Genomic DNA, 17049 nt, shown 5'->3' with positions numbered 1-17049 from the left:
GCGGGCCGCCGCCCGCCGTGGACGAGGGGCGCGATGTCGAGGACGGGTATGCGGCCGGTGAGGGGGGCGGCCAGGGTGGGAGAGGGGGCCGCCCCCGCCCCGCTGTCCGTACGCCCTCAGCCGTCCAGCTGCTGAAGCGTCGCGTTCGACGGGCCGCGCCGCGACTGCTCGTCGCGTGCCACGTCTTCCGCCGCGCCCAGGACGCGGACCGCGTTCTGCCACGTCAGCTTGGCCAGGTCCGGCTTCGACCAGCCACGGGTCAGGAGCTCCGCGATCAGGTTCGGATAGCCGGAGACGTCGTCGAGGCCGTCCGGCGTGAACGCCGTGCCGTCGTAGTCGCCGCCGATGCCGATGTGGTCGATGCCCGCCACCTCGCGCATGTGGTCGAGGTGGTCGGCGACCGTCGCGGCCGTGGCGACGGGGCGCGGGGTGGTCTCCTCGAAGGCCGCGTGGACCTTCATCGCCTCCGGCGTCGTGTCCAGGTGGTGGAAGCCGTGCGCCCGCATGTTCTCGTCGGCCGCCGCCGTCCAGTCGACCGCCGCCTGCAGAACGAACTTCGGGACGAACGTGGCCATCGCGACACCGCCGTTGACGGGCAGGCGCTCCAGGACGTCGTCCGGGATGTTGCGCGGATGGTCGCAGACCGCGCGCGCCGAGGAGTGCGAGAAGATCACCGGCGCCACCGAGGTGTCCAGGGCCGCCCGCATCGTCGTCGCCGCCACGTGGGAGAGGTCCACGAGCATGCCGCTGCGGTTCATCTCGCGTACGACCTCATGGCCGAAGGCGGAGAGTCCGCCGACGCCGGGCTCGTCCGTCGCCGAGTCGGCCCACGCGATGTTGTCGTTGTGCGTCAGCGTCATGTAGCGGACGCCGAGCGCGTGCAACGCCCGCAGTGTCGCGAGGGAGTTGTTGATGGAGTGGCCGCCCTCGGCGCCCATCAGGGAGGCGATACGGCCCTGTGCCCGTGCCTCCTCCATGTCCGCAGCCGTCAGCGCGCGCCGCAGGTCATCCGGGTAGCGTGTGAGCAACTGGTCGACACAGTCGACCTGTTCGAGCGTGGCGCTCACCGCCGCGTCGCCCGTCAGGTCGGTGCGGACGTACACCGACCAGAACTGCGCGCCGACTCCGCCCGCCCGCAGGCGCGTGATGTCCGTGTGGAGGTTGCCCGTCTGGTCGGTCGCGATGTCGAGGCGGTCGATGTCGTACCCCGCCTTCTCGCGCAGGGCCCAGGGCAGGTCGTTGTGGCCGTCGACGACCGGGAAGTCGGCGAGGAAGGCACGGGCGTCCGTCAGGGCGGCGCTGTCCGGTGAGGTCATGCCGCTCACTTTCCCGAGCCGAAACCGAAGCCGGAGCCCGCGCCTTCGACCTTGGTGCGAAGGCGCTTGCCCTTCTCCGTGGCCTGTTCGTTCAGCTCCTGCTGGAACTCCCGCATACGGCCGAGGAGTTCGGGGTCGTGCGCGGCCAGGATGCGCGCCGCGAGGAGGCCCGCGTTGCGCGCGCCGCCCACCGAGACCGTCGCCACGGGCACACCCGCGGGCATCTGCACGATGGACAGGAGCGAGTCCATGCCGTCGAGGTACTTGAGCGGTACGGGCACGCCGATCACCGGCAGCGGTGTCACCGACGCCAGCATGCCCGGCAGGTGCGCGGCGCCGCCGGCCCCCGCGATGATCGCCTTGAGGCCGCGGTCCGCCGCCTCCTCGCCGTACGCGACCATCTCGCGGGGCATGCGGTGCGCCGAGACGACGTCGACCTCGTAGGGGATCTCGAACTCGTCGAGGGCCTTGGCCGCGGCCTCCATGACCGGCCAGTCGGAGTCGGACCCCATGACGATGCCGACTACAGGTGCTACCGGTGCTACAGGTGCGGTCATTGCGTGATCGTTCCTCTGAGGTAGTCGGCCGCGTGACGCGCGCGCTCCAGCACGTCGTCCAGGTCGTCGCCGTAGGTGTTGACGTGACCGACCTTGCGTCCGGGCTTCACGTCCTTGCCGTACATGTGGATCTTCAACTGCGGGTCGTGCGCCATGCAGTGCAGGTACGCCTGGTACATGTCCGGGTAGTCGCCGCCCAGGACATTGGCCATGACCGTCCACTTCGCCCGCGGGCGCGGGTCGCCCAGAGGCAGGTCGAGCACCGCGCGCACGTGATTGGTGAACTGGGACGTGATCGCCCCGTCCTGCGTCCAGTGGCCCGAGTTGTGCGGGCGCATCGCCAGTTCGTTGACCAGGATGCGGCCGTCGCGCGTCTCGAAGAGCTCGACCGCCAGATGGCCGACCACGTCGAGTTCCTTCGCGACCCGAAGGGCCAGTTCCTGGGCCCGGCCCGCGAGGCCCTCCGAGAGGCCGGGGGCGGGCGCGATGACCGTGTCGCAGACGCCGTCGACCTGCCGCGACTCGACGACGGGGTAGGCCACGGCCTGGCCGTGCGGCGAGCGGACGACGTTCGCCGCGAGCTCCCGTACGAAGTCGACCTTCTCCTCGGCGAGCACGGGGACACCGGCCCGGAAGGGGTCTTCGGCGTCCTCGACGGAACGTACGAACCACACCCCCTTTCCGTCATAGCCGCCACGCACCGTCTTGAGGATCACGGGGAAGCCGTCGCCGTCCGAAGAGCCTTCGGCAAGGCCTTCGGCCGCGAAGGCCGCCACGTCGGCCGGATCGCGCACGATCCGGTGGCGTGGACACGGCACGCCGATCTCCGTGAGCTTCTCGCGCATCACGCCCTTGTCCTGGGCGTGCACCAGCGCGTCGGGCCCCGGACGCACGGCGATGCCGTCCGCCTCCAGGGCCCGTAGATGCTCGGTGGGTACGTGTTCGTGATCAAAAGTGATCACGTCGCAGCCCCTCGCGAACTCGCGCAGCGTGTCGAGGTCGCGATAATCGCCGATGACGACATCGCCGACGACCTGCGCCGCGGAGTCCTGAGGGGTGTCACTGAGGAGCTTGAATTTCAGGCCGAGGGGGATACCCGCCTCGTGGGTCATGCGGGCGAGCTGACCGCCGCCGACCATGCCGACTACCGGGAACGTCACACCCCCAGGGTATCGGCCTGTATCGGCCACCTCCGAACGGCCGGTTTCCGTGCACCGCACGGGCTCTGTCGTCACAGAGCCGCCACAGTGTGGAGGCGTCCCCGAGCGGCGGGCGGGGGTCGCTGGTTAGCATGGCTGGGTTGACGCGACCGAATCACCACATACGTCGACGAGGACGAGACCGAACGAATCGACGACGGGGGTTGGGGCGACCACCATGACGGAACGTGGCGCACTACGGGTGCGACTGGAGCAGCTCGCGCGCGAAGTGGCCAAGTTCGGAGCCGTGGGGGCGCTGGGCACGCTGGTGAACTTCAGCGTCTCCAACCTGCTGTGGCACACCACCGACCTCCAGGCCGTGCGGGCGAACGTGATCGCCACCGTCGTCGCCATCGCCTTCAACTACGTGGGGTTCCGTTACTTCACGTACAAGGACCGCGACAAGAGCTCACGCACCAAGGAGCTCACGCTGTTCCTGATCTTCAGCGCGGTCGGCCTGGTGATCGAGAACGGCGTCCTGTACGCGGCGATCTACGGCTTCGACTGGGACAGCCCGCTCCAGCGCAACATCTTCAAGTTCGTGGGCATCGGCATCGCCACCTGCTTCCGCTTCTGGTCCTACCGCACCTGGGTCTTCAAGGCGCTGCCCGCGACCGTCGCCCATGCGGAATCGTTCCTGGAGCCCGAGTCCGGGACGAAGGCCGGGACGAAGTCCGTGCCGACCGACGAGAAGCGCCCCGCCGGGCGAGGCACCCGCTAGCGCCTAGCCCCTACCGCCTAGCGCACCGTCTCCTCGTGCTCGCGGTTCCGCTTCTGTGGCGGCGTACGCGAGAGGAACAGGCCGAAGACCGGTGGCTTGGTCTGCAGCATTTCCAGGCGGCCACCGTCCGCCTCGGCCAGGTCCCGGGCCACCGCGAGGCCGATACCCGTCGAGTTGCGGCCGCTGATGGTGCGCTCGAAGATCCGTGCGCCCAGGTCGGCGGGGACGCCGGGGCCGTCGTCGGTGACCTCGATGACCGTCTGGTTTCCCGTGACGCGGGTCCGCAGGGCCACGGTGCCGCCGCCGTGCATGAGCGAGTTCTCGATGAGCGCGGCGAGGACCTGGGCGACCGCCCCCGGTGTGCCCACGGCCCGCAGATGCTGTTTGCCCGAGCTGACGATGGCGCGGCCCGCGCTGCGGTAGGCCGGGCGCCACTCCTCCAGCTGCTGCTTGATGACCTCGTCCAGGTCGAAGGAGACGGCGGAGCCGGTGCGCGGGTCGCGTGAGTTCGTGAGCAGCCGCTGCACGACGTCGGTGAGGCGCTCGACCTGCGCGAGCGCGATCGTGGCCTCCTCCTTCACCGTGTCCAGGTCCTCGGTGACGGTGATCTCCTCGAGCCGCATGGACAGAGCCGTCAGAGGCGTACGGAGCTGGTGCGAGGCGTCCGCCGCCAGCCGGCGCTCGGCGGTCAGCATGCGGGCGATCCGCTCGGCACTGCTGTCAAGGACGTCCGCGACCCGGTCGAGCTCCGGCACCCCGTACCGCTTGTGGCGGGGCCTCGGGTCGCCCGAGCCGAGGCGCTCGGCGGTCTCCGCGAGGTCGGTGAGGGGCGAGGCCAGGCGGTTGGCCTGACGTACGGCGAGGAGTACGGCGGCGATGATCGCCAGCAGGGCCACGGCGCCGATGATCAGCAGGGTGCGGCCGACCTCCTGGGTGACCGCGGTGCGCGGTTCCTCGACGGTGACCTTCTCGCCCTCCTCGCCCATGGCCGTGTCCCGGATGACGTCGCCGGTGGGGCGGGTGCCGATCTCGATGGGGGCGCGGCCGGGGATCTCGATGAGGGCGTAGCGGTCGGTGTCGACCGCGGCCACGTCCCGGAGGATCTCGGCGCTGATCCGCTCGTCGCTGATGAGCCTGCTGTCGACGACGCTGGCCAGGCGGAACGCCTCGCTGGTCACTCGCTCCTGGGCGCTGCTGCTGATGGTCCTCGTCTCTACGATCACCAGACTCACGCCGAAGACGGCGATGACGACGAGGACCACGGCCAGCGTGGAGTTAATGAGGCGACGGCGCATGCCCCCAGTGTCCCGGATCGCAAACCGGCGGGGGCCCCGTCAGGGGCGCCGCTAGCTTTTCTCGAAGCGGAAGCCGACGCCCCGCACAGTGGCGATGTACCGCGGGTTCGCCGCGTCGTCGCCCAGCTTCTTGCGCAGCCAGGAGATGTGCATGTCCAGCGTCTTGGTGGACGACCACCACGTGGTGTCCCAGACCTCACGCATCAGCTGGTCGCGGGTGACCACCCGGCCCGCGTCACGGACCAGGACCCGGAGCAGGTCGAACTCCTTGGCCGTGAGCTGGAGCTCCTCCTCGCCCATCCAGGCGCGGTGCGACTCGACGTCGATCCGCACGCCGTGCGTGGCCGGAGCCTGCTGCGGTTCGGCCGCGCCGCGCCGGAGCAGGGCCCGGACCCGGGCGAGGAGTTCGGCGAGGCGGAAGGGCTTGGTGACGTAGTCGTCGGCGCCCGCGTCCAGACCGACGACGGTGTCCACCTCGTCGGCACGGGCGGTCAGGATGAGGATCGGCGCCGTGTGCCCCCCGGCGCGGAGGCGGCGGGCCACCTCCAGGCCGTCCATCCCGGGCAGCCCCAGGTCGAGTACGACGAGGTCGACGCTGCCCCGCAGCCCGGCGTCGAGGGCGGTCGGGCCGTCCTCACGCACTTCGACCTCGTACCCCTCCCTGCGCAGGGCACGGGCCAGCGGCTCCGAGATGGACGCGTCGTCCTCGGCGAGCAGTACACGGGTCATGGGGTGATGGTAGTCCGCGCCGGAGGACTGCCGTGGGGTGATCGCCCGCTGTCGGTCGGCCCCTGCGGCTATGGGGTGCGATCCTGGGGATCACCTTCGAATATGGGTCGGCGGTTCCACCGTAACCTGTGATCCATCTCTCAAGTCCTTCCATATGCCGCACTGTCGTGGCGTATGGTGACCCAACGCCTGATGCACTATGCAAGGACCTTTGGCCCGCTGTGCGGCCTTAGGTCTCTTTTATGTGCGGGCTGGCTTGTGCCAGCCTTGAAAGGAATGACCTGTGGTCGGGCCCTGCGCGTGACGATGCGCCCAGGGCGTGGATCTCGGAGTCCCCGTCCTGCGCCTTCCCCGAAAAGGGGCGCGAACACTCCCCGGGCGTGGGGGTGAGGCCGGTGCGACCCCGGTGCCGACCGCCCCCCACCGGGCGCGCACACGCTCTTGCCGCGCGTCCCGAACCACGAGGATCGACCCATGGCGTCCAGCCTGACGAAGGACTCCGCCGGTACCCCTGGCTCCGAGAAGACCTTCTTCGGCCACCCCCGCGGACTGGCCACTCTGTTCATGACCGAGATGTGGGAGCGCTTCTCCTACTACGGCATGCGCGCCCTGCTCGTGCTCTACCTGGTCTCCGGCGGCGCAGACGCGGCCACCGGCAGCCAGGGCGGCGGCCTCGCGTACACCGCGGCGGCTGCCACGGCCATCTACTCCGTCTACGTGGCCATGGTCTATCTCATGGCCATGCCCGGAGGCTGGATCGGCGACCGCATCTGGGGCGCCCGCAAGACCGTGGCCATCGCGAGCATCGTGATCGTCGCCGGTCACGTGTGCCTGGCCCTGCCGAGCTCGGCGATGTTCTTCGTCGGTCTCGCCCTGGTCGCGGTCGGCTCGGGTCTGCTGAAGGCCAACATCTCGACGATGGTCGGCCAGCTCTACCGCGACCCGAAGGACCTCCGTCGCGACGGCGGCTTCACGATCTTCTACATGGGCATCAACCTCGGTGCCTTCGCCGCGCCCTTCGCCATCGGCATCCTCGGTGAGAAGGTCAACTGGCACCTGGGCTTCGGCCTGGCCGCGGTCGGCATGGCGCTCGGCGCGATCCAGTTCATGCTCGGTTCCCGCCACTTGTCCGCGGAGAGCAGCCTGGTCCCGAACCCGCTGTCGGCCGAGGAGAAGCGCGGCGTCATCGTCAAGACCCTCGGGGCCGTCGCCGTCATCGCGGCGTTCTACCTCCTCGTGGCCTTCACCGACGTCTACCGGCTCACCCTCAACTGGGCGCTGCTCCCGATCACCGTGGCCGGTCTGCTGATCCCCGTCGCGGTCCTGGTCAAGATCAAGCGGGACAAGGAGCTCAACAACGAAGAGCAGACCAAGATGACGGCGTTCATCTGGTTCTTCGTGGCCGCCGCGATCTTCTGGATGATCTTCGACCAGGGCGCGTCGACGCTGTCCCTCTTCGGTGACTCCCACACCTCCCGGGACATCTTCGGCTGGGAGATGCCGAACACCCTGTTCCAGTCGCTGAACCCGGGCTTCATCATGCTGCTCGCCCCGGTCTTCGCCGCCCTGTGGATCAAGATGGCCCGCAGCAACCGCGAGCCCAGCACCATCGTGAAGTTCTCCTTCGCCCTGGTGATGGCCGGCGCCTCGTTCTTCGTGTTCCTCGTCCCGATGGGCATGGCCACCGGCGACACGAAGGTCACCATGTGGTGGCTGGTGCTGATCTTCCTGATGCACACGGTCGCCGAGCTGTGCCTGTCCCCGGTGGGCCTGTCGCTGACCACGAAGATGGCGCCCGCGAAGTACGCCTCCCAGATGATGGGAGTCTTCTTCCTCGCCGTCACCGCGGGTGACAGCGTGACCGGCATGCTCGCCATCGCCGGTGTGGACCTCAACGGCCAGGGCATGGTCGCCCTGGAGGCCGCGGCCGCGGTGCTCGCCGGCTTCTCGGTCTACATGGCCCGCAACAAGGTGCGCGCGCTCATGGGTGACGTGCGCTGATCCGCACACCCCCACGCTCGAACTGAGGGCCGCCGCACCACCCGGTGCGGCGGCCCTCGCCGTTCGTCCACTCGTGCGAACAGAGGATCGTTCACTAACCCGTGGCGGTGACGCGGAACGTTTCCGTGCCGGTGACGGGGCCGGGCGGTGAAGCATCTGGCCATGCGTCGTACGTTGCCGACCCTCGCCCTCTGCGTGGCGTTGCTGTCGTCCAGTGCCGCCGTCGAGGCCGTGCCCGAACCGCCGCCCGACCTCTCCGTCGAGGCCGTTCCCGAACCGCCGCCCGGTCTCACCGTCGAGGGCGCGCCCGGACCGCCGCCCGGCCGGACCTTCTCGTACGGGGGGCACGCGCGCCAGAAGATCACCGTGTACGGCGACCGGTCCGGGCGCCCGGCCCTGATGATCCTGCACGGCGGTTCCTGGGTGCGGGACACCGACTGGAGCGGGCGGGCGCGGTGGTTCGCGGAGCGCGGGTTCACCGTGTACGACACCGACTACCGCCTCGCCACCGACGCCGCCTGGCCCGCGCAGCGCGACGACGTGCTCGCTGCCCTGCGGTGGGTGAAGCGGCGCGGCGGCGGCACGCCCGTGGTGCTCGGGTCGTCCGCCGGCGGTCATCTCGCCGTCAGCGCGGGGGCCTACGGCGCCGGGCGCGAGCGGGTGCGCGGCGTGGTGGCGCTCTCCCCCGTCGCATCGCCCTACCGCGCCTGGAAGGACGGCGGGACGCGCGCGGCCTCGGCGGCCCGGCGCAAGCTGCGGCTGACGTCGGAGCTGCTCGCGGGGTGTGCGCCGGACCGGGCCTCCGGGCCGTGCTGGAAGAAGTGGGTCGACCTGGTGGCCAAGTCGCGCGCCTCCGGCAAGAACGACGCGCCCCTGTACCTCACGCACTCGGCGGCGGACTTCGTCCCGGTCGCCCACTCCACGGACCTCGCGCAGGCGCAGAGGGCGGCGGGGCTGCGGGACGTTGCGGTGCGCATCGAGCCGGGTTCGGCCCACGGGGGCGAGCTCCTGAGGGACCCGGGTTTCGCCCAGGCGGTCCTGCGGTGGCTGCGGGAGCACGCCTGAGCGGCGGCGTCCCTTTAGGGGCGCGGGGAACTGCGCGAGCAACCCATGACGACCCGCACCCGCCGGACGGGCCGCCGCAGGCAGACCCGTCTGCGAGAGGCGCGCCATCGGCCGGTGCGGGTCGTCTCTGGTTGCTCGCGCAGTTCCCCGCGCCCCTGGCGGGGCTTCAGCGGAGGCCACTCCTTCGCCCGGGGAGGAACGTGAAGACCGCGCCGCCCAGCAGAATCACTGTTCCGGCGACGAGGCCGAGGGCGCGCAAGGCCCCGTCGCTCTCGGCGCCGGTCTCGGCGAGGTCGCCACCACCGCCTGCGGCGGAGCCACCGCCGGTTGTGGAGCCCCCCGCGGAACCGTCGCCGGAACCGCCGGCGCCGCCCGGCTGCGCCGCCGTGTCGAGTTCCAGCGAGACCTCGGCCTTGGTCGGCGTACAGGTCGTCGTCGTACCGAGCGCCTTGACCGTGAGGACGCCCGGCGAGAGCGTCGACTTGCCGTCCGCGCCCGGCTTGTACGTGCCGGTCAGGTCAGGGATCGTCATCGGGTCACCCGACTTGATGGGCTCCTTGTTGGTGGGGCCCTCGACGTGCACCGTGCCCTTGTCCGCGCCGCCCAGTTTGACCTCCATCGACGGTTTCACCGAGTCCGCGGGGATGTCGGCGGGGCTGTCCATGACGGACTTCTTGAACTCGACGGTGAGGCCGTAACTCCCGCCGTCCTTCTTGGCGTTGATCTGGACGGGCGACGTGGCGTCCTTGTCGCCGATGGGCGTCTTGCACTTGTAGGGAGTCTGGACTTCCTTGCCGGGGAAGTCCGTCTTGCCGCCGTCGTCGCCACCGCTACCGCCACTGGTGGAACCGCCGGTGTCGCCACCCGTGTCGCCGCCCGTGTCGCCGCCGGTGCCACCACCCGTGTCGCCGCCGCCGGTGCCGCCGGTGCCGCCGGTGCCGCCGGTGCCGCCGGTGCCGCCGGTGCCGCCGGTGCCGCCGCCTGACGTGCTGCCGCCCGAGGCCGCGCCGCCCGAACTTCCGCCGCCCTCCGTCACCTTGATGGTCGCGCCCGCCTTGACCTCTTCCTTCGGCGTGCACTTCGTGTCCGTCGACATCGGCTTGCTGACGTTGATGTTGTACGCGCCCGGGGTGAGCGTGATGTCGCCCGCCTTGGTCAGCTTCAGCTTGCCCTTCATGTCGGACAGGATCATCGGGCTGTTCTTCTTGATCGGCGGATTGACCCGCTCGCCCGCCACCGCCAGGTCACCGGTCTGGCCGCCGCCCAGCTTGATGGTGCCGGTCGGCTTCACCGTGTCCTTGTCCAGGTCGAGGATGTCCGGGTTCTTGGACGCGGCCTCCGTGGTCTTCCATACGACCTCGACCTCGTCGCCCACCTTCGCGGTGGCCGGCGCGGTGATCTCCACCTTGGTGGTGCCCTGCACCGGCGGCAGCCCCGATATCGACGGCGGAATGCACTCCGTCTTGTACGCCACCTCGGCCGCCTGCGCGGGACCCGCGCCCAGCAGGATGCCCGCCCCGCCGAGCAGCAGCGAGACCGAGGCCGCGCCCGCTCTCCGTCGTGTGCTGTTCACGTGTTTCCCTTCGTCGTCGGGCTGTTCTCTGACGGTGCGGAGAGCTGTCCGGCGGCGGGTGCGGTACCGGCGCCGGGGTCTGTGTCAGGGGTGAACCACGGGAGGGTCCCCGTGTTCGTGGCCGCGCCCTTGCCCGAGCCGCCGGACTTGCCGGGCTCGCGGGGTTCGCGGGACGGCTTCGTACGTGGTGTACGGGCCGCCTCGTCCGCCGCGACCGCCCCCTGGGAGAGCCGCAACTTCGGCAGCCGGTCGGTGAGTTCGGCGATCCTGCCGGTACGGTGGCGTCCCGCCGGGCGGCTGCTGCGGCGGCGCCGGTTGGGACGGAGCCTGTCCACGACCGCCATGCCGATGCGGAAGACGGCGGCGGGCACGACGACGCAGAGCAGGACCCAGAAGACGGTGACGCCCCACGGGCGGCCGACGCCCCAGGGCTGCTCGGCGAGGACCTTGTCGCCGAACTTCAGGGAGACGAGGTAGTTGCCGTGCGCCCCGGCCGAGAGCTCGACCGGCAGCGTGATCTGGGCCTTCTTGCCGGGGGCTATGATGCCGCGCCACTGCTGTTCCTCCCACTGCGGTGCGAACACGCCGTGGGAGGTGCCCACTTGGAAGACCGGATCCTTGACGGGGGCCGAGCCGACGTTGCCCACGGTGAAGACGAACTTGCGGGACGGCGGCGCGCCGAACCAGGTCAGGACACCGCTCGATCCCTCAAGACGCGTATCGGTGAGGACGGAGAGCTTCCCGCCGCCCTGCTGCCTGGGCAAGGGTTCGACGGGGTGCCCCGCCACCTTGAAGGCGGCGTCCGCCTGGGCCTTGTCGCCCGTCACCGTGGCCACGTGGACCACGCAGGGGCAGGGCTTGGGCGGCTCGGCCACGGGGAGCTTCTTGCTGAAGGTTCCCTCGCCGTCCGTCGTGACGGCGCGGCCGGTGTCGTTGGCGCAGGAGTTCGTGCCGCCGGGCACGCCGTCGCCCGGGGTGGACTGGCCGCAGATAAACATCATGAGCAGGGCGTTCCTCCGCCACCCCGCACCCTTGACGGTGATGTCGCCGCCCTTGCCCGCCTCGGCCTTGGAGAGGGTGACCTCAGGCTTCTCGGCGGCTGCGGCCTGGCCTGCGGCTGCCGGGAGCAGCAGCGCCGCCAGTACCGCCAGCACGGCGGCCGCGGCCATGTACCGCTTGCCGCCTCGTCCACCGGTGCCCGGCAGTGGGGTGCCGTTCCCACCCTTCCCCGGGCTCCCGGCCCCGCTTGTGCAGGGGAGACCTCGATCGCCCCGCGGAACGCCTGCCCACAACAGGTGGCCGCTCACAACTGGTCGCCCCTTCCCGTACTGGATGCCGCCAACTCCCGCCCCGCGAGGCCCTGTTCAGGCTCGCCGAGCGGTGGATCCGCCACCGCCGCCCTGCGTCTGCGTTCGCGTACGAACCAGACGCTCGCCGCGACCAGACCGAGCACCCCGGCCCCCGCCCCCGCCACAGCTCCCCACGGCACGAAACGGGCCGATGCCGTCGCCTTGCCGTGGGCCCCGCCCGATGCCGTCACCGTGAGCGTCACCTCGACGGAGTCGAGCGCGGGGGCGTCCGCCCACGGTTCCGTCAGGGTGACCCTGCGGCCGGGAAGGAGTTCCACCGGCAGCGTGCGAGGGCCCCGGTCGAGCAGCGGACCGAAGAGGCCCTCCGCGTGGACCTTCAACTTCGGGGTCAGGACCGTGTTGCCGCGGTTGACGACGTCGTACGAGATGCGCTCGCCCTCGGTCCTCACGCGCTCGACCGTGAGCGCGGAGAGCGTCGGACCGCTCACCCGCAGATGCACGCGGACCCCGGCGTCGCGGCCGCCCTCCCGCGCCACGACCGCCCCGGGGTGGTCGCCGGGCACCGCGCTCTCGGGGATGCTCACGCTGAACGGCACCTCGGCCCGCGTGCGCGGCGGGACCTTCACCTCGCGCTCGGCGAAAGTGATCCAGGAGCCGGTGTCCTTCGGCTTGCCCCGCTCCAGAGAGAACGCGCCGCCCTTGGTGTTGCCCGCGTCCGCGCCGCTCAGCTCCACCGTGCGCGGCTTCGACCCCGGATTGGTGACCGTCACCGTGTCCTCAAGGACGGAGCCCGGCGTGCCCTCCACGTAGAAGTAGGGCCGCCCGTCCTTGGCCGGCCGGGTCCCTCCTCCCGCAAAGGGCGCGATCGACCACGCTCCGGCGTCGTCGGCGAACACCGGCGTCGTCGGCACCAGGCCCGTCACCAGTAAGGCCACGGACACGGCGAGAGCGCGGGCAACGGACAGCAGAGACGGCATCGGCGGCTCCTGGATCTACGTACGCTGAGTACACGTCGTACGAGTCGTACGATCCGTACGGTTCGTACGCGGGGTCGGACGGGGCGCGCGCGGCCACCGCGTCCCCGCGACGCCGCGCACCGCGCCCAGGTCTGTCCGGGCTAGCGCGACCGGGCCGCCTGGTTCCTGCGGGTCAGCCAGAGCGCGCCCGCCGCGCCCGCGAGCAGCACCGTGCCGCCGAGGGTGCCGAGCGCGATCGCCGAGTCGGCGGGCCCGGTCTGCGGGAGTTCCTCGCCGCCCGAGGGGGCACTGGCCGCACCGCCGGAGCCGCTGTCCTCACTGGTTCCGCCGGAGCCGTCGTCCGTCGTTCCGCCGCCGCCCGACCCCTTCACGTCCAGCGAGAGCGCGGGCTTGGGGCTGTTGGACGGGGTGCACGTCGTCGTCGTGCCGAGCGCCTTGATCGTCAGGACACCCGCCGTGAAGGTGACCTTGCCGCTCTTCTTGGGCGTGTACGTTCCGGACAGGTCGCTGATCTTGATGGGGGTGTTGGCGGGGATCGCCTTGTCGTTGGGCGCTCCGGACACCGGCACCGTGCCGCTCTCGGCGCCGCCCAGCTTGATGAGCGCGCTCGGCTTCATCGCGCCCTTGCCCAGCTCCACGGGGCTGGAGGAGACGCCCTTCTGGAAGGACATGGTGAGTTTGTAGCCGCTACCGCTCTTCACGCTCTTGATGTCGATCGGCGAGACCGCGCCCTTGTTGCCGATGGGCGTCTTGCACTGGTAGTTGACGTCCTGGACCTCGGCCTGCGCGGCGGGGGCGGCCATCAGCACCGCCGAGCCGCCGGCCAAGGCCGTGGCAAGCGCGAGCGCGACCCTATGTTTTTGGTACGACACCTCGAGTTCCCCTCATGCCGGTCGTGGCTGTGCCGCGGTGCGGATTTACTGACGGCACATCAGATTGGGCGCTCAAGGTACGCCCGGGGCCTTGCCGAGGGAAGACAAAGAACGCGCCGGATCTCAGTGATCCGGCGCGCGTACGAACCGTGGGTAACCCAAGGGGGAACTGAGTGGGCACTGCGCAAGCGCGCGGCCCTGGCCCTACACGGGCGCGCTCAGCTCCGCCCACACCGTCTTGCCCGACACCCCCGGGGTGCGGACGACCCCCCAGTCCAGGCAGAGCCGCTGGACTATGAACATCCCGTGGCCGCCGGGGCGCCCCGCGCGGTGCGGGGTACGAGGCGTCGGCTGACCGGCGCCGCGGTCGGACACCTCTATCCGCAGCACCTTGCTGTCCGAGGAGAGCCAGAGCTCGTCGGGGCCCTCCGCGTGCAGGCACGCGTTGGTCACCAGCTCCGACACCACGAGGAGGACGTCCTCAGCGGCGGCACGCTGATCGGCGCCCGCCGCGGGCAGCCAACCCCACGCCTGCAGCGCCTGGCGGGCGAAGTCCCGGGCGAGCGGCACGATGCCGCTGGCGCCGTTCAGGCTCAGCCTGCGGACCTGGCGCCCCTGACGGACCGTGGCCGCCGGGACGGCCTGGTCCGCGGGGACGGCCGCGACAGCGACCTCGGGCTCCGGGCCGCGGTCGCCCGGCGAGTAAGGCCGGGTGGTGCTCATCAGCGCTTCACCTCACCGACAAGGGGACTCTGGACAAGGAACTGGACAAGAAGCAGGGCTCCAGGAGGTTCATCGGCTGCTCGACCGTTCCTGCTGTTGTTTTGGCAACGATTGCTACGCGGACCGCTGGCTACGTATCCAGGGTGTCTCCTGCCCGGCCGAACCGTGAGAACACCCACTTATTCGACGCGACCCGTGTGACACTCGTAACTCAGTGATCACATAGAGACAACGGGCGCGCAACTCTTGAGCACGCTCCGTCAGCGGACCACTCGGTCAGTCGGACGACAAGGCCTCCGCGAGGGTTTCGTGGACACTGAAGACCGCCTCGGCTCCGGTGATCTCGAAGACCCTGGCCACCACGGGCAGCATCCCTGCCAGATGCACCCCACCCCCCGCCGCCTCGGCCTTGAGCCGAGCCCCCAGTAGGACGTTGAGTCCGGTGGAGTCCATGAACTCCAGTCGCGAACAGTCGACGACCAGACGCGAGAAGCCGTCGTCGAGGCACGCCTCGAGTGGCTCACGCAACAAATCGGCGGTGTGGTGATCCAACTCACCCGCCGGAGTAACGACGACGCTCGGGCCTTCCGCCCGGACTTCGACCAGAAGCCGGCCCCGATGCGCGCTACCGACTGTCCCGCGGTCCATTCCGTCACTCACTTCCGACCGTCGTGGCTGTTGATGACGCCCCTGAACATTACGCCTTCCTCGCGCTCTCGGGTACCCGAACATCCCCCAGAATTCGGACATTTAGTAACACAACGCACTTGCGACCGGGCTGTGGAAACGGGTAGGGGTAGAAGAGACAGTAATCAACACTGACGGCTTTGGAGGCGCCGCACACCGCAGTGCACGTATTGGCATCGGCAGCCATATGCCGAGAACGATGGAGGACACCATGTCACCCCGGCTCGACGAATCGCGCACTGACCGAGCGACGTCGACACTCCCGCCGAACCGTATCGAGACCGAGATCCCGGGTCCCCGCACGGAAGCCATGCCCGGCGAACTCCCGGACCTGACGTCCGTACCGGAGGCGGAAGCCCTGGAGGGGCTCGCCGACCTGCCCGAGATCCCGCCGTTCGACGAGGTGGGGCCGCTGGATGCGAGGGCTCTGTCCAAGACCCTCTTCGAACGCCTCGAATCACTCGAGGAAGGGACGCACGAGTACGCGTACGTCCGCAACACACTCGTCGAACTGAACCTCGCCCTGGTCAAGTTCGCCGCCTCCCGGTTCCGCTCCCGCAGCGAGCCGATGGAGGACATCATCCAGGTCGGCACCATCGGCCTGATCAAGGCGATCGACCGCTTCGAGCTCAGCCGAGGCGTCGAGTTCCCGACCTTCGCGATGCCGACCATCGTCGGCGAGATCAAGCGCTTCTTCCGCGACACGAGTTGGTCGGTGCGCGTGCCGCGCCGCCTTCAGGAACTCCGACTGGACCTCGCCAAGGCGGGCGACGAACTCGCCCAGCAATTCGATCGCGCCCCCACGGTGGGCGAGCTCGCCGAGCGCCTGGGCATCTCCAACGACGAGGTTGTCGAGGGCATGGCCGCGTCCAACGCCTACACGGCCAGCTCGCTGGACGCGCAGCCCGAGGAGGACGACTCCGAAGGCGCGCTCGCGGACCGGATCGGCTACGAGGACCACGGACTCGAAGGCATCGAGTACGTCGAGTCGTTGAAGCCGCTGATCGCCGAACTGCCGCCGCGCGACCGGAAGATCCTCTCGCTGCGCTTCGTCGCCAACATGACGCAGTCGGAGATAGGCGAAGAGCTGGGCATCTCGCAGATGCACGTCTCGCGACTGCTGTCGCGCACTCTCGTCAAGCTCCGCAAGGGACTGACTGTCGACGAGTGAGGGGGCTCGCCGCTCGGCGTTTTTGCGGGCTTGTCGATTGCCGCTTCTCCCACCCACCCACCCGTTTGCCCCGCAGTCCGGGGTAGGCGGGTGGGTTGCTTGCTGGCTGCTCGCTGACTGCTTGGCTGCTTGCTCTACGGCGCCGGCTCCACCGCCATCCGCACCGCCGCCTCCGCATGCAGCCTCGTCGTCGGGTAGACCGGCACCGGGCTGTGCTCCTGCCCGATGAGAAGCTCAATCTCGGTGCACCCCAGAATCACTCCCTCCGCCCCCTTCCGTACGAGATCGCCGATAACCCCCTGGTACCCCACACGTGACTCGTCACGCACCAGACCTCGGCACAACTCCTCGTAGATCACACGGTGCACGAGCGCGCGCCCTTCCGCGTCCGGCACGATCACGTCGAGCCCGTGCGCGGCGAGCCGCTCCCGGTAGAAGTCCTGCTCCATGGTGAACGCGGTACCGAGCAGCCCCACGCGCCGTACGCCGTCCCGCAGCACGGCCTCGGCGGTGGCGTCCGCGAGGTGCAGAAGAGGCACGGACAGGGCGTCCTGGACCTGCCCGGCGACCTTGTGCATGGTGTTGGTGCAGATCAGCACAAGCTCGGCGCCGGCCGCCTCGACTCCCTTGGCGGCACCGGCGAGCACCTCCCCCGCCCGCTCCCACTCCCCCGCGGCCTGAAGCTGCTCGATCTCGGCGAAGTCGACGGAGTACAGCACGCAACGAGCGGAGTGCAGCCCGCCGAGCCGCTCCCGTACGAGCTCGTTGAGCAGCCGGTAGTACTCGGCGCTGGACTCCCAGCTCATGCCGCCGATGAGGCCGATGGTCTTCATGGGGTTCATGGCGTTCAGGA

The 17049-nt window shown here is 70.0% G+C and carries 16 protein-coding genes; 4 read left to right on the top strand and 12 right to left on the bottom strand.

The genetic code is table 11. The features are described 5' to 3' along the window. Window positions 1–116 precede the first annotated feature (116 nt). Genes AB0I94_RS11755 through AB0I94_RS11745 form a run of 3 tightly spaced genes read right to left on the bottom strand, consistent with a single transcriptional unit; the run spans window position 117 to window position 3033 of the window. Window positions 117–1316 (bottom strand): dipeptidase, encoded by a 1200-nt coding sequence (locus AB0I94_RS11755; protein ID WP_363309316.1) that lies wholly within the window; start codon window positions 1314–1316, stop codon window positions 117–119. A 5-nt stretch (window positions 1317–1321) separates the two neighbouring features. Continuing rightward, window positions 1322–1873, bottom strand: a complete 552-nt coding sequence (gene purE, locus AB0I94_RS11750) for a 5-(carboxyamino)imidazole ribonucleotide mutase (protein ID WP_363309315.1) — start codon at window positions 1871–1873, stop codon at window positions 1322–1324. Continuing rightward, window positions 1870–3033: a 5-(carboxyamino)imidazole ribonucleotide synthase gene (locus tag AB0I94_RS11745; protein ID WP_363309314.1), complete on the bottom strand. Its 1164-nt coding sequence runs from the start codon at window positions 3031–3033 to the stop codon at window positions 1870–1872. Before AB0I94_RS11745 ends, purE begins: the two co-directional genes overlap by 4 nt. Before the next feature lie 217 nt (window positions 3034–3250). Between AB0I94_RS11745 and AB0I94_RS11740 the strand changes: the two genes are divergently transcribed. Next, a complete protein-coding gene (locus AB0I94_RS11740) occupies window positions 3251–3793 on the top strand; it encodes a GtrA family protein (protein ID WP_363309313.1) in 543 nt (180 codons plus the stop codon). Between the two features lie 17 nt (window positions 3794–3810). On the opposite strand, the gene AB0I94_RS11735 is transcribed toward AB0I94_RS11740, so the two are convergent. Continuing rightward, a complete protein-coding gene (locus tag AB0I94_RS11735) occupies window positions 3811–5088 on the bottom strand; it encodes an ATP-binding protein (protein ID WP_363309312.1) in 1278 nt (425 codons plus the stop codon). 51 nt (window positions 5089–5139) lie between these two features. Further along, window positions 5140–5817: a response regulator transcription factor gene (locus AB0I94_RS11730; protein WP_363309311.1), complete on the bottom strand. Its 678-nt coding sequence runs from the start codon at window positions 5815–5817 to the stop codon at window positions 5140–5142. Window positions 5818–6291: 474 nt separating this feature from the next. Here AB0I94_RS11730 and AB0I94_RS11725 point away from each other — a divergent pair, with 474 nt between their 5' ends. After that, window positions 6292–7818, top strand: a complete 1527-nt coding sequence (locus tag AB0I94_RS11725; protein ID WP_363309310.1) for an oligopeptide:H+ symporter — start codon at window positions 6292–6294, stop codon at window positions 7816–7818. A gap of 162 nt (window positions 7819–7980) precedes the next feature. Next, a complete protein-coding gene (locus tag AB0I94_RS11720) occupies window positions 7981–8883 on the top strand; it encodes an alpha/beta hydrolase (protein WP_363309309.1) in 903 nt (300 codons plus the stop codon). A 166-nt stretch (window positions 8884–9049) separates the two neighbouring features. Here the strand turns inward: AB0I94_RS11720 and AB0I94_RS11715 are convergent, their stop codons facing one another. The 6 genes from AB0I94_RS11715 to AB0I94_RS11690 form a co-directional block, all read right to left on the bottom strand. Next, window positions 9050–10456: a hypothetical protein gene (locus tag AB0I94_RS11715; protein ID WP_363309308.1), complete on the bottom strand. Its 1407-nt coding sequence runs from the start codon at window positions 10454–10456 to the stop codon at window positions 9050–9052. Then, window positions 10453–11625, bottom strand: coding sequence for a hypothetical protein (locus AB0I94_RS11710; protein ID WP_363309307.1), 1173 nt, complete (start codon window positions 11623–11625; stop codon window positions 10453–10455). Before AB0I94_RS11710 ends, AB0I94_RS11715 begins: the two co-directional genes overlap by 4 nt. Window positions 11626–11759: 134 nt before the next feature. Next, on the bottom strand, window positions 11760–12743 hold the full coding sequence (locus AB0I94_RS11705; protein WP_363309306.1) for a DUF916 domain-containing protein: 984 nt from the start codon (window positions 12741–12743) through the stop codon (window positions 11760–11762). A 140-nt stretch (window positions 12744–12883) separates the two neighbouring features. Then, a complete protein-coding gene (locus tag AB0I94_RS11700) occupies window positions 12884–13615 on the bottom strand; it encodes an LPXTG cell wall anchor domain-containing protein (protein WP_363309305.1) in 732 nt (243 codons plus the stop codon). A gap of 204 nt (window positions 13616–13819) precedes the next feature. After that, window positions 13820–14338, bottom strand: coding sequence for an ATP-binding protein (locus AB0I94_RS11695; RefSeq protein WP_363309304.1), 519 nt, complete (start codon window positions 14336–14338; stop codon window positions 13820–13822). 276 nt (window positions 14339–14614) lie between these two features. Next, window positions 14615–14986 (bottom strand): STAS domain-containing protein, encoded by a 372-nt coding sequence (locus AB0I94_RS11690; protein WP_363309303.1) that lies wholly within the window; start codon window positions 14984–14986, stop codon window positions 14615–14617. Window positions 14987–15224: 238 nt separating this feature from the next. Here AB0I94_RS11690 and AB0I94_RS11685 point away from each other — a divergent pair, with 238 nt between their 5' ends. Beyond that, on the top strand, window positions 15225–16196 hold the full coding sequence (locus tag AB0I94_RS11685; RefSeq protein ID WP_363309302.1) for an RNA polymerase sigma factor SigF: 972 nt from the start codon (window positions 15225–15227) through the stop codon (window positions 16194–16196). Between the two features lie 134 nt (window positions 16197–16330). Here AB0I94_RS11685 and AB0I94_RS11680 read toward each other — a convergent pair whose 3' ends face one another. Further along, window positions 16331–17029 carry an aspartate/glutamate racemase family protein gene (locus AB0I94_RS11680; RefSeq protein WP_363309335.1) on the bottom strand — a complete coding sequence of 233 codons (699 nt, stop codon included), beginning with the start codon at window positions 17027–17029 and terminating at the stop codon, window positions 16331–16333. Window positions 17030–17049: the final 20 nt, after the last annotated feature.

Origin of the sequence: Streptomyces sp. NPDC050147 (assembly GCF_040660195.1) — a bacterium.
Classification (GTDB): Bacteria; Actinomycetota; Actinomycetes; order Streptomycetales; family Streptomycetaceae; genus Streptomyces.
This window is presented reverse-complemented; position numbering and strand designations above follow the sequence as displayed.

Coding starts and splice junctions, on each gene's coding strand:
- AB0I94_RS11755 (WP_363309316.1), bottom strand. CDS start 1,316: ATGACCTCACCGGACAGCGCCGCCCTGACGGACGCCCGTGCCTTCCTC.
- purE (WP_363309315.1), bottom strand. CDS start 1,873: ATGACCGCACCTGTAGCACCGGTAGCACCTGTAGTCGGCATCGTCATG.
- AB0I94_RS11740 (WP_363309313.1), top strand. CDS start 3,251: ATGACGGAACGTGGCGCACTACGGGTGCGACTGGAGCAGCTCGCGCGC.
- AB0I94_RS11735 (WP_363309312.1), bottom strand. CDS start 5,088: ATGCGCCGTCGCCTCATTAACTCCACGCTGGCCGTGGTCCTCGTCGTC.
- AB0I94_RS11730 (WP_363309311.1), bottom strand. CDS start 5,817: ATGACCCGTGTACTGCTCGCCGAGGACGACGCGTCCATCTCGGAGCCG.
- AB0I94_RS11725 (WP_363309310.1), top strand. CDS start 6,292: ATGGCGTCCAGCCTGACGAAGGACTCCGCCGGTACCCCTGGCTCCGAG.
- AB0I94_RS11720 (WP_363309309.1), top strand. CDS start 7,981: ATGCGTCGTACGTTGCCGACCCTCGCCCTCTGCGTGGCGTTGCTGTCG.
- AB0I94_RS11710 (WP_363309307.1), bottom strand. CDS start 11,625: ATGGCCGCGGCCGCCGTGCTGGCGGTACTGGCGGCGCTGCTGCTCCCG.
- AB0I94_RS11705 (WP_363309306.1), bottom strand. CDS start 12,743: ATGCCGTCTCTGCTGTCCGTTGCCCGCGCTCTCGCCGTGTCCGTGGCC.
- AB0I94_RS11695 (WP_363309304.1), bottom strand. CDS start 14,338: ATGAGCACCACCCGGCCTTACTCGCCGGGCGACCGCGGCCCGGAGCCC.
- AB0I94_RS11690 (WP_363309303.1), bottom strand. CDS start 14,986: ATGGACCGCGGGACAGTCGGTAGCGCGCATCGGGGCCGGCTTCTGGTC.
- AB0I94_RS11685 (WP_363309302.1), top strand. CDS start 15,225: ATGGAGGACACCATGTCACCCCGGCTCGACGAATCGCGCACTGACCGA.
- AB0I94_RS11680 (WP_363309335.1), bottom strand. CDS start 17,029: ATGAAGACCATCGGCCTCATCGGCGGCATGAGCTGGGAGTCCAGCGCC.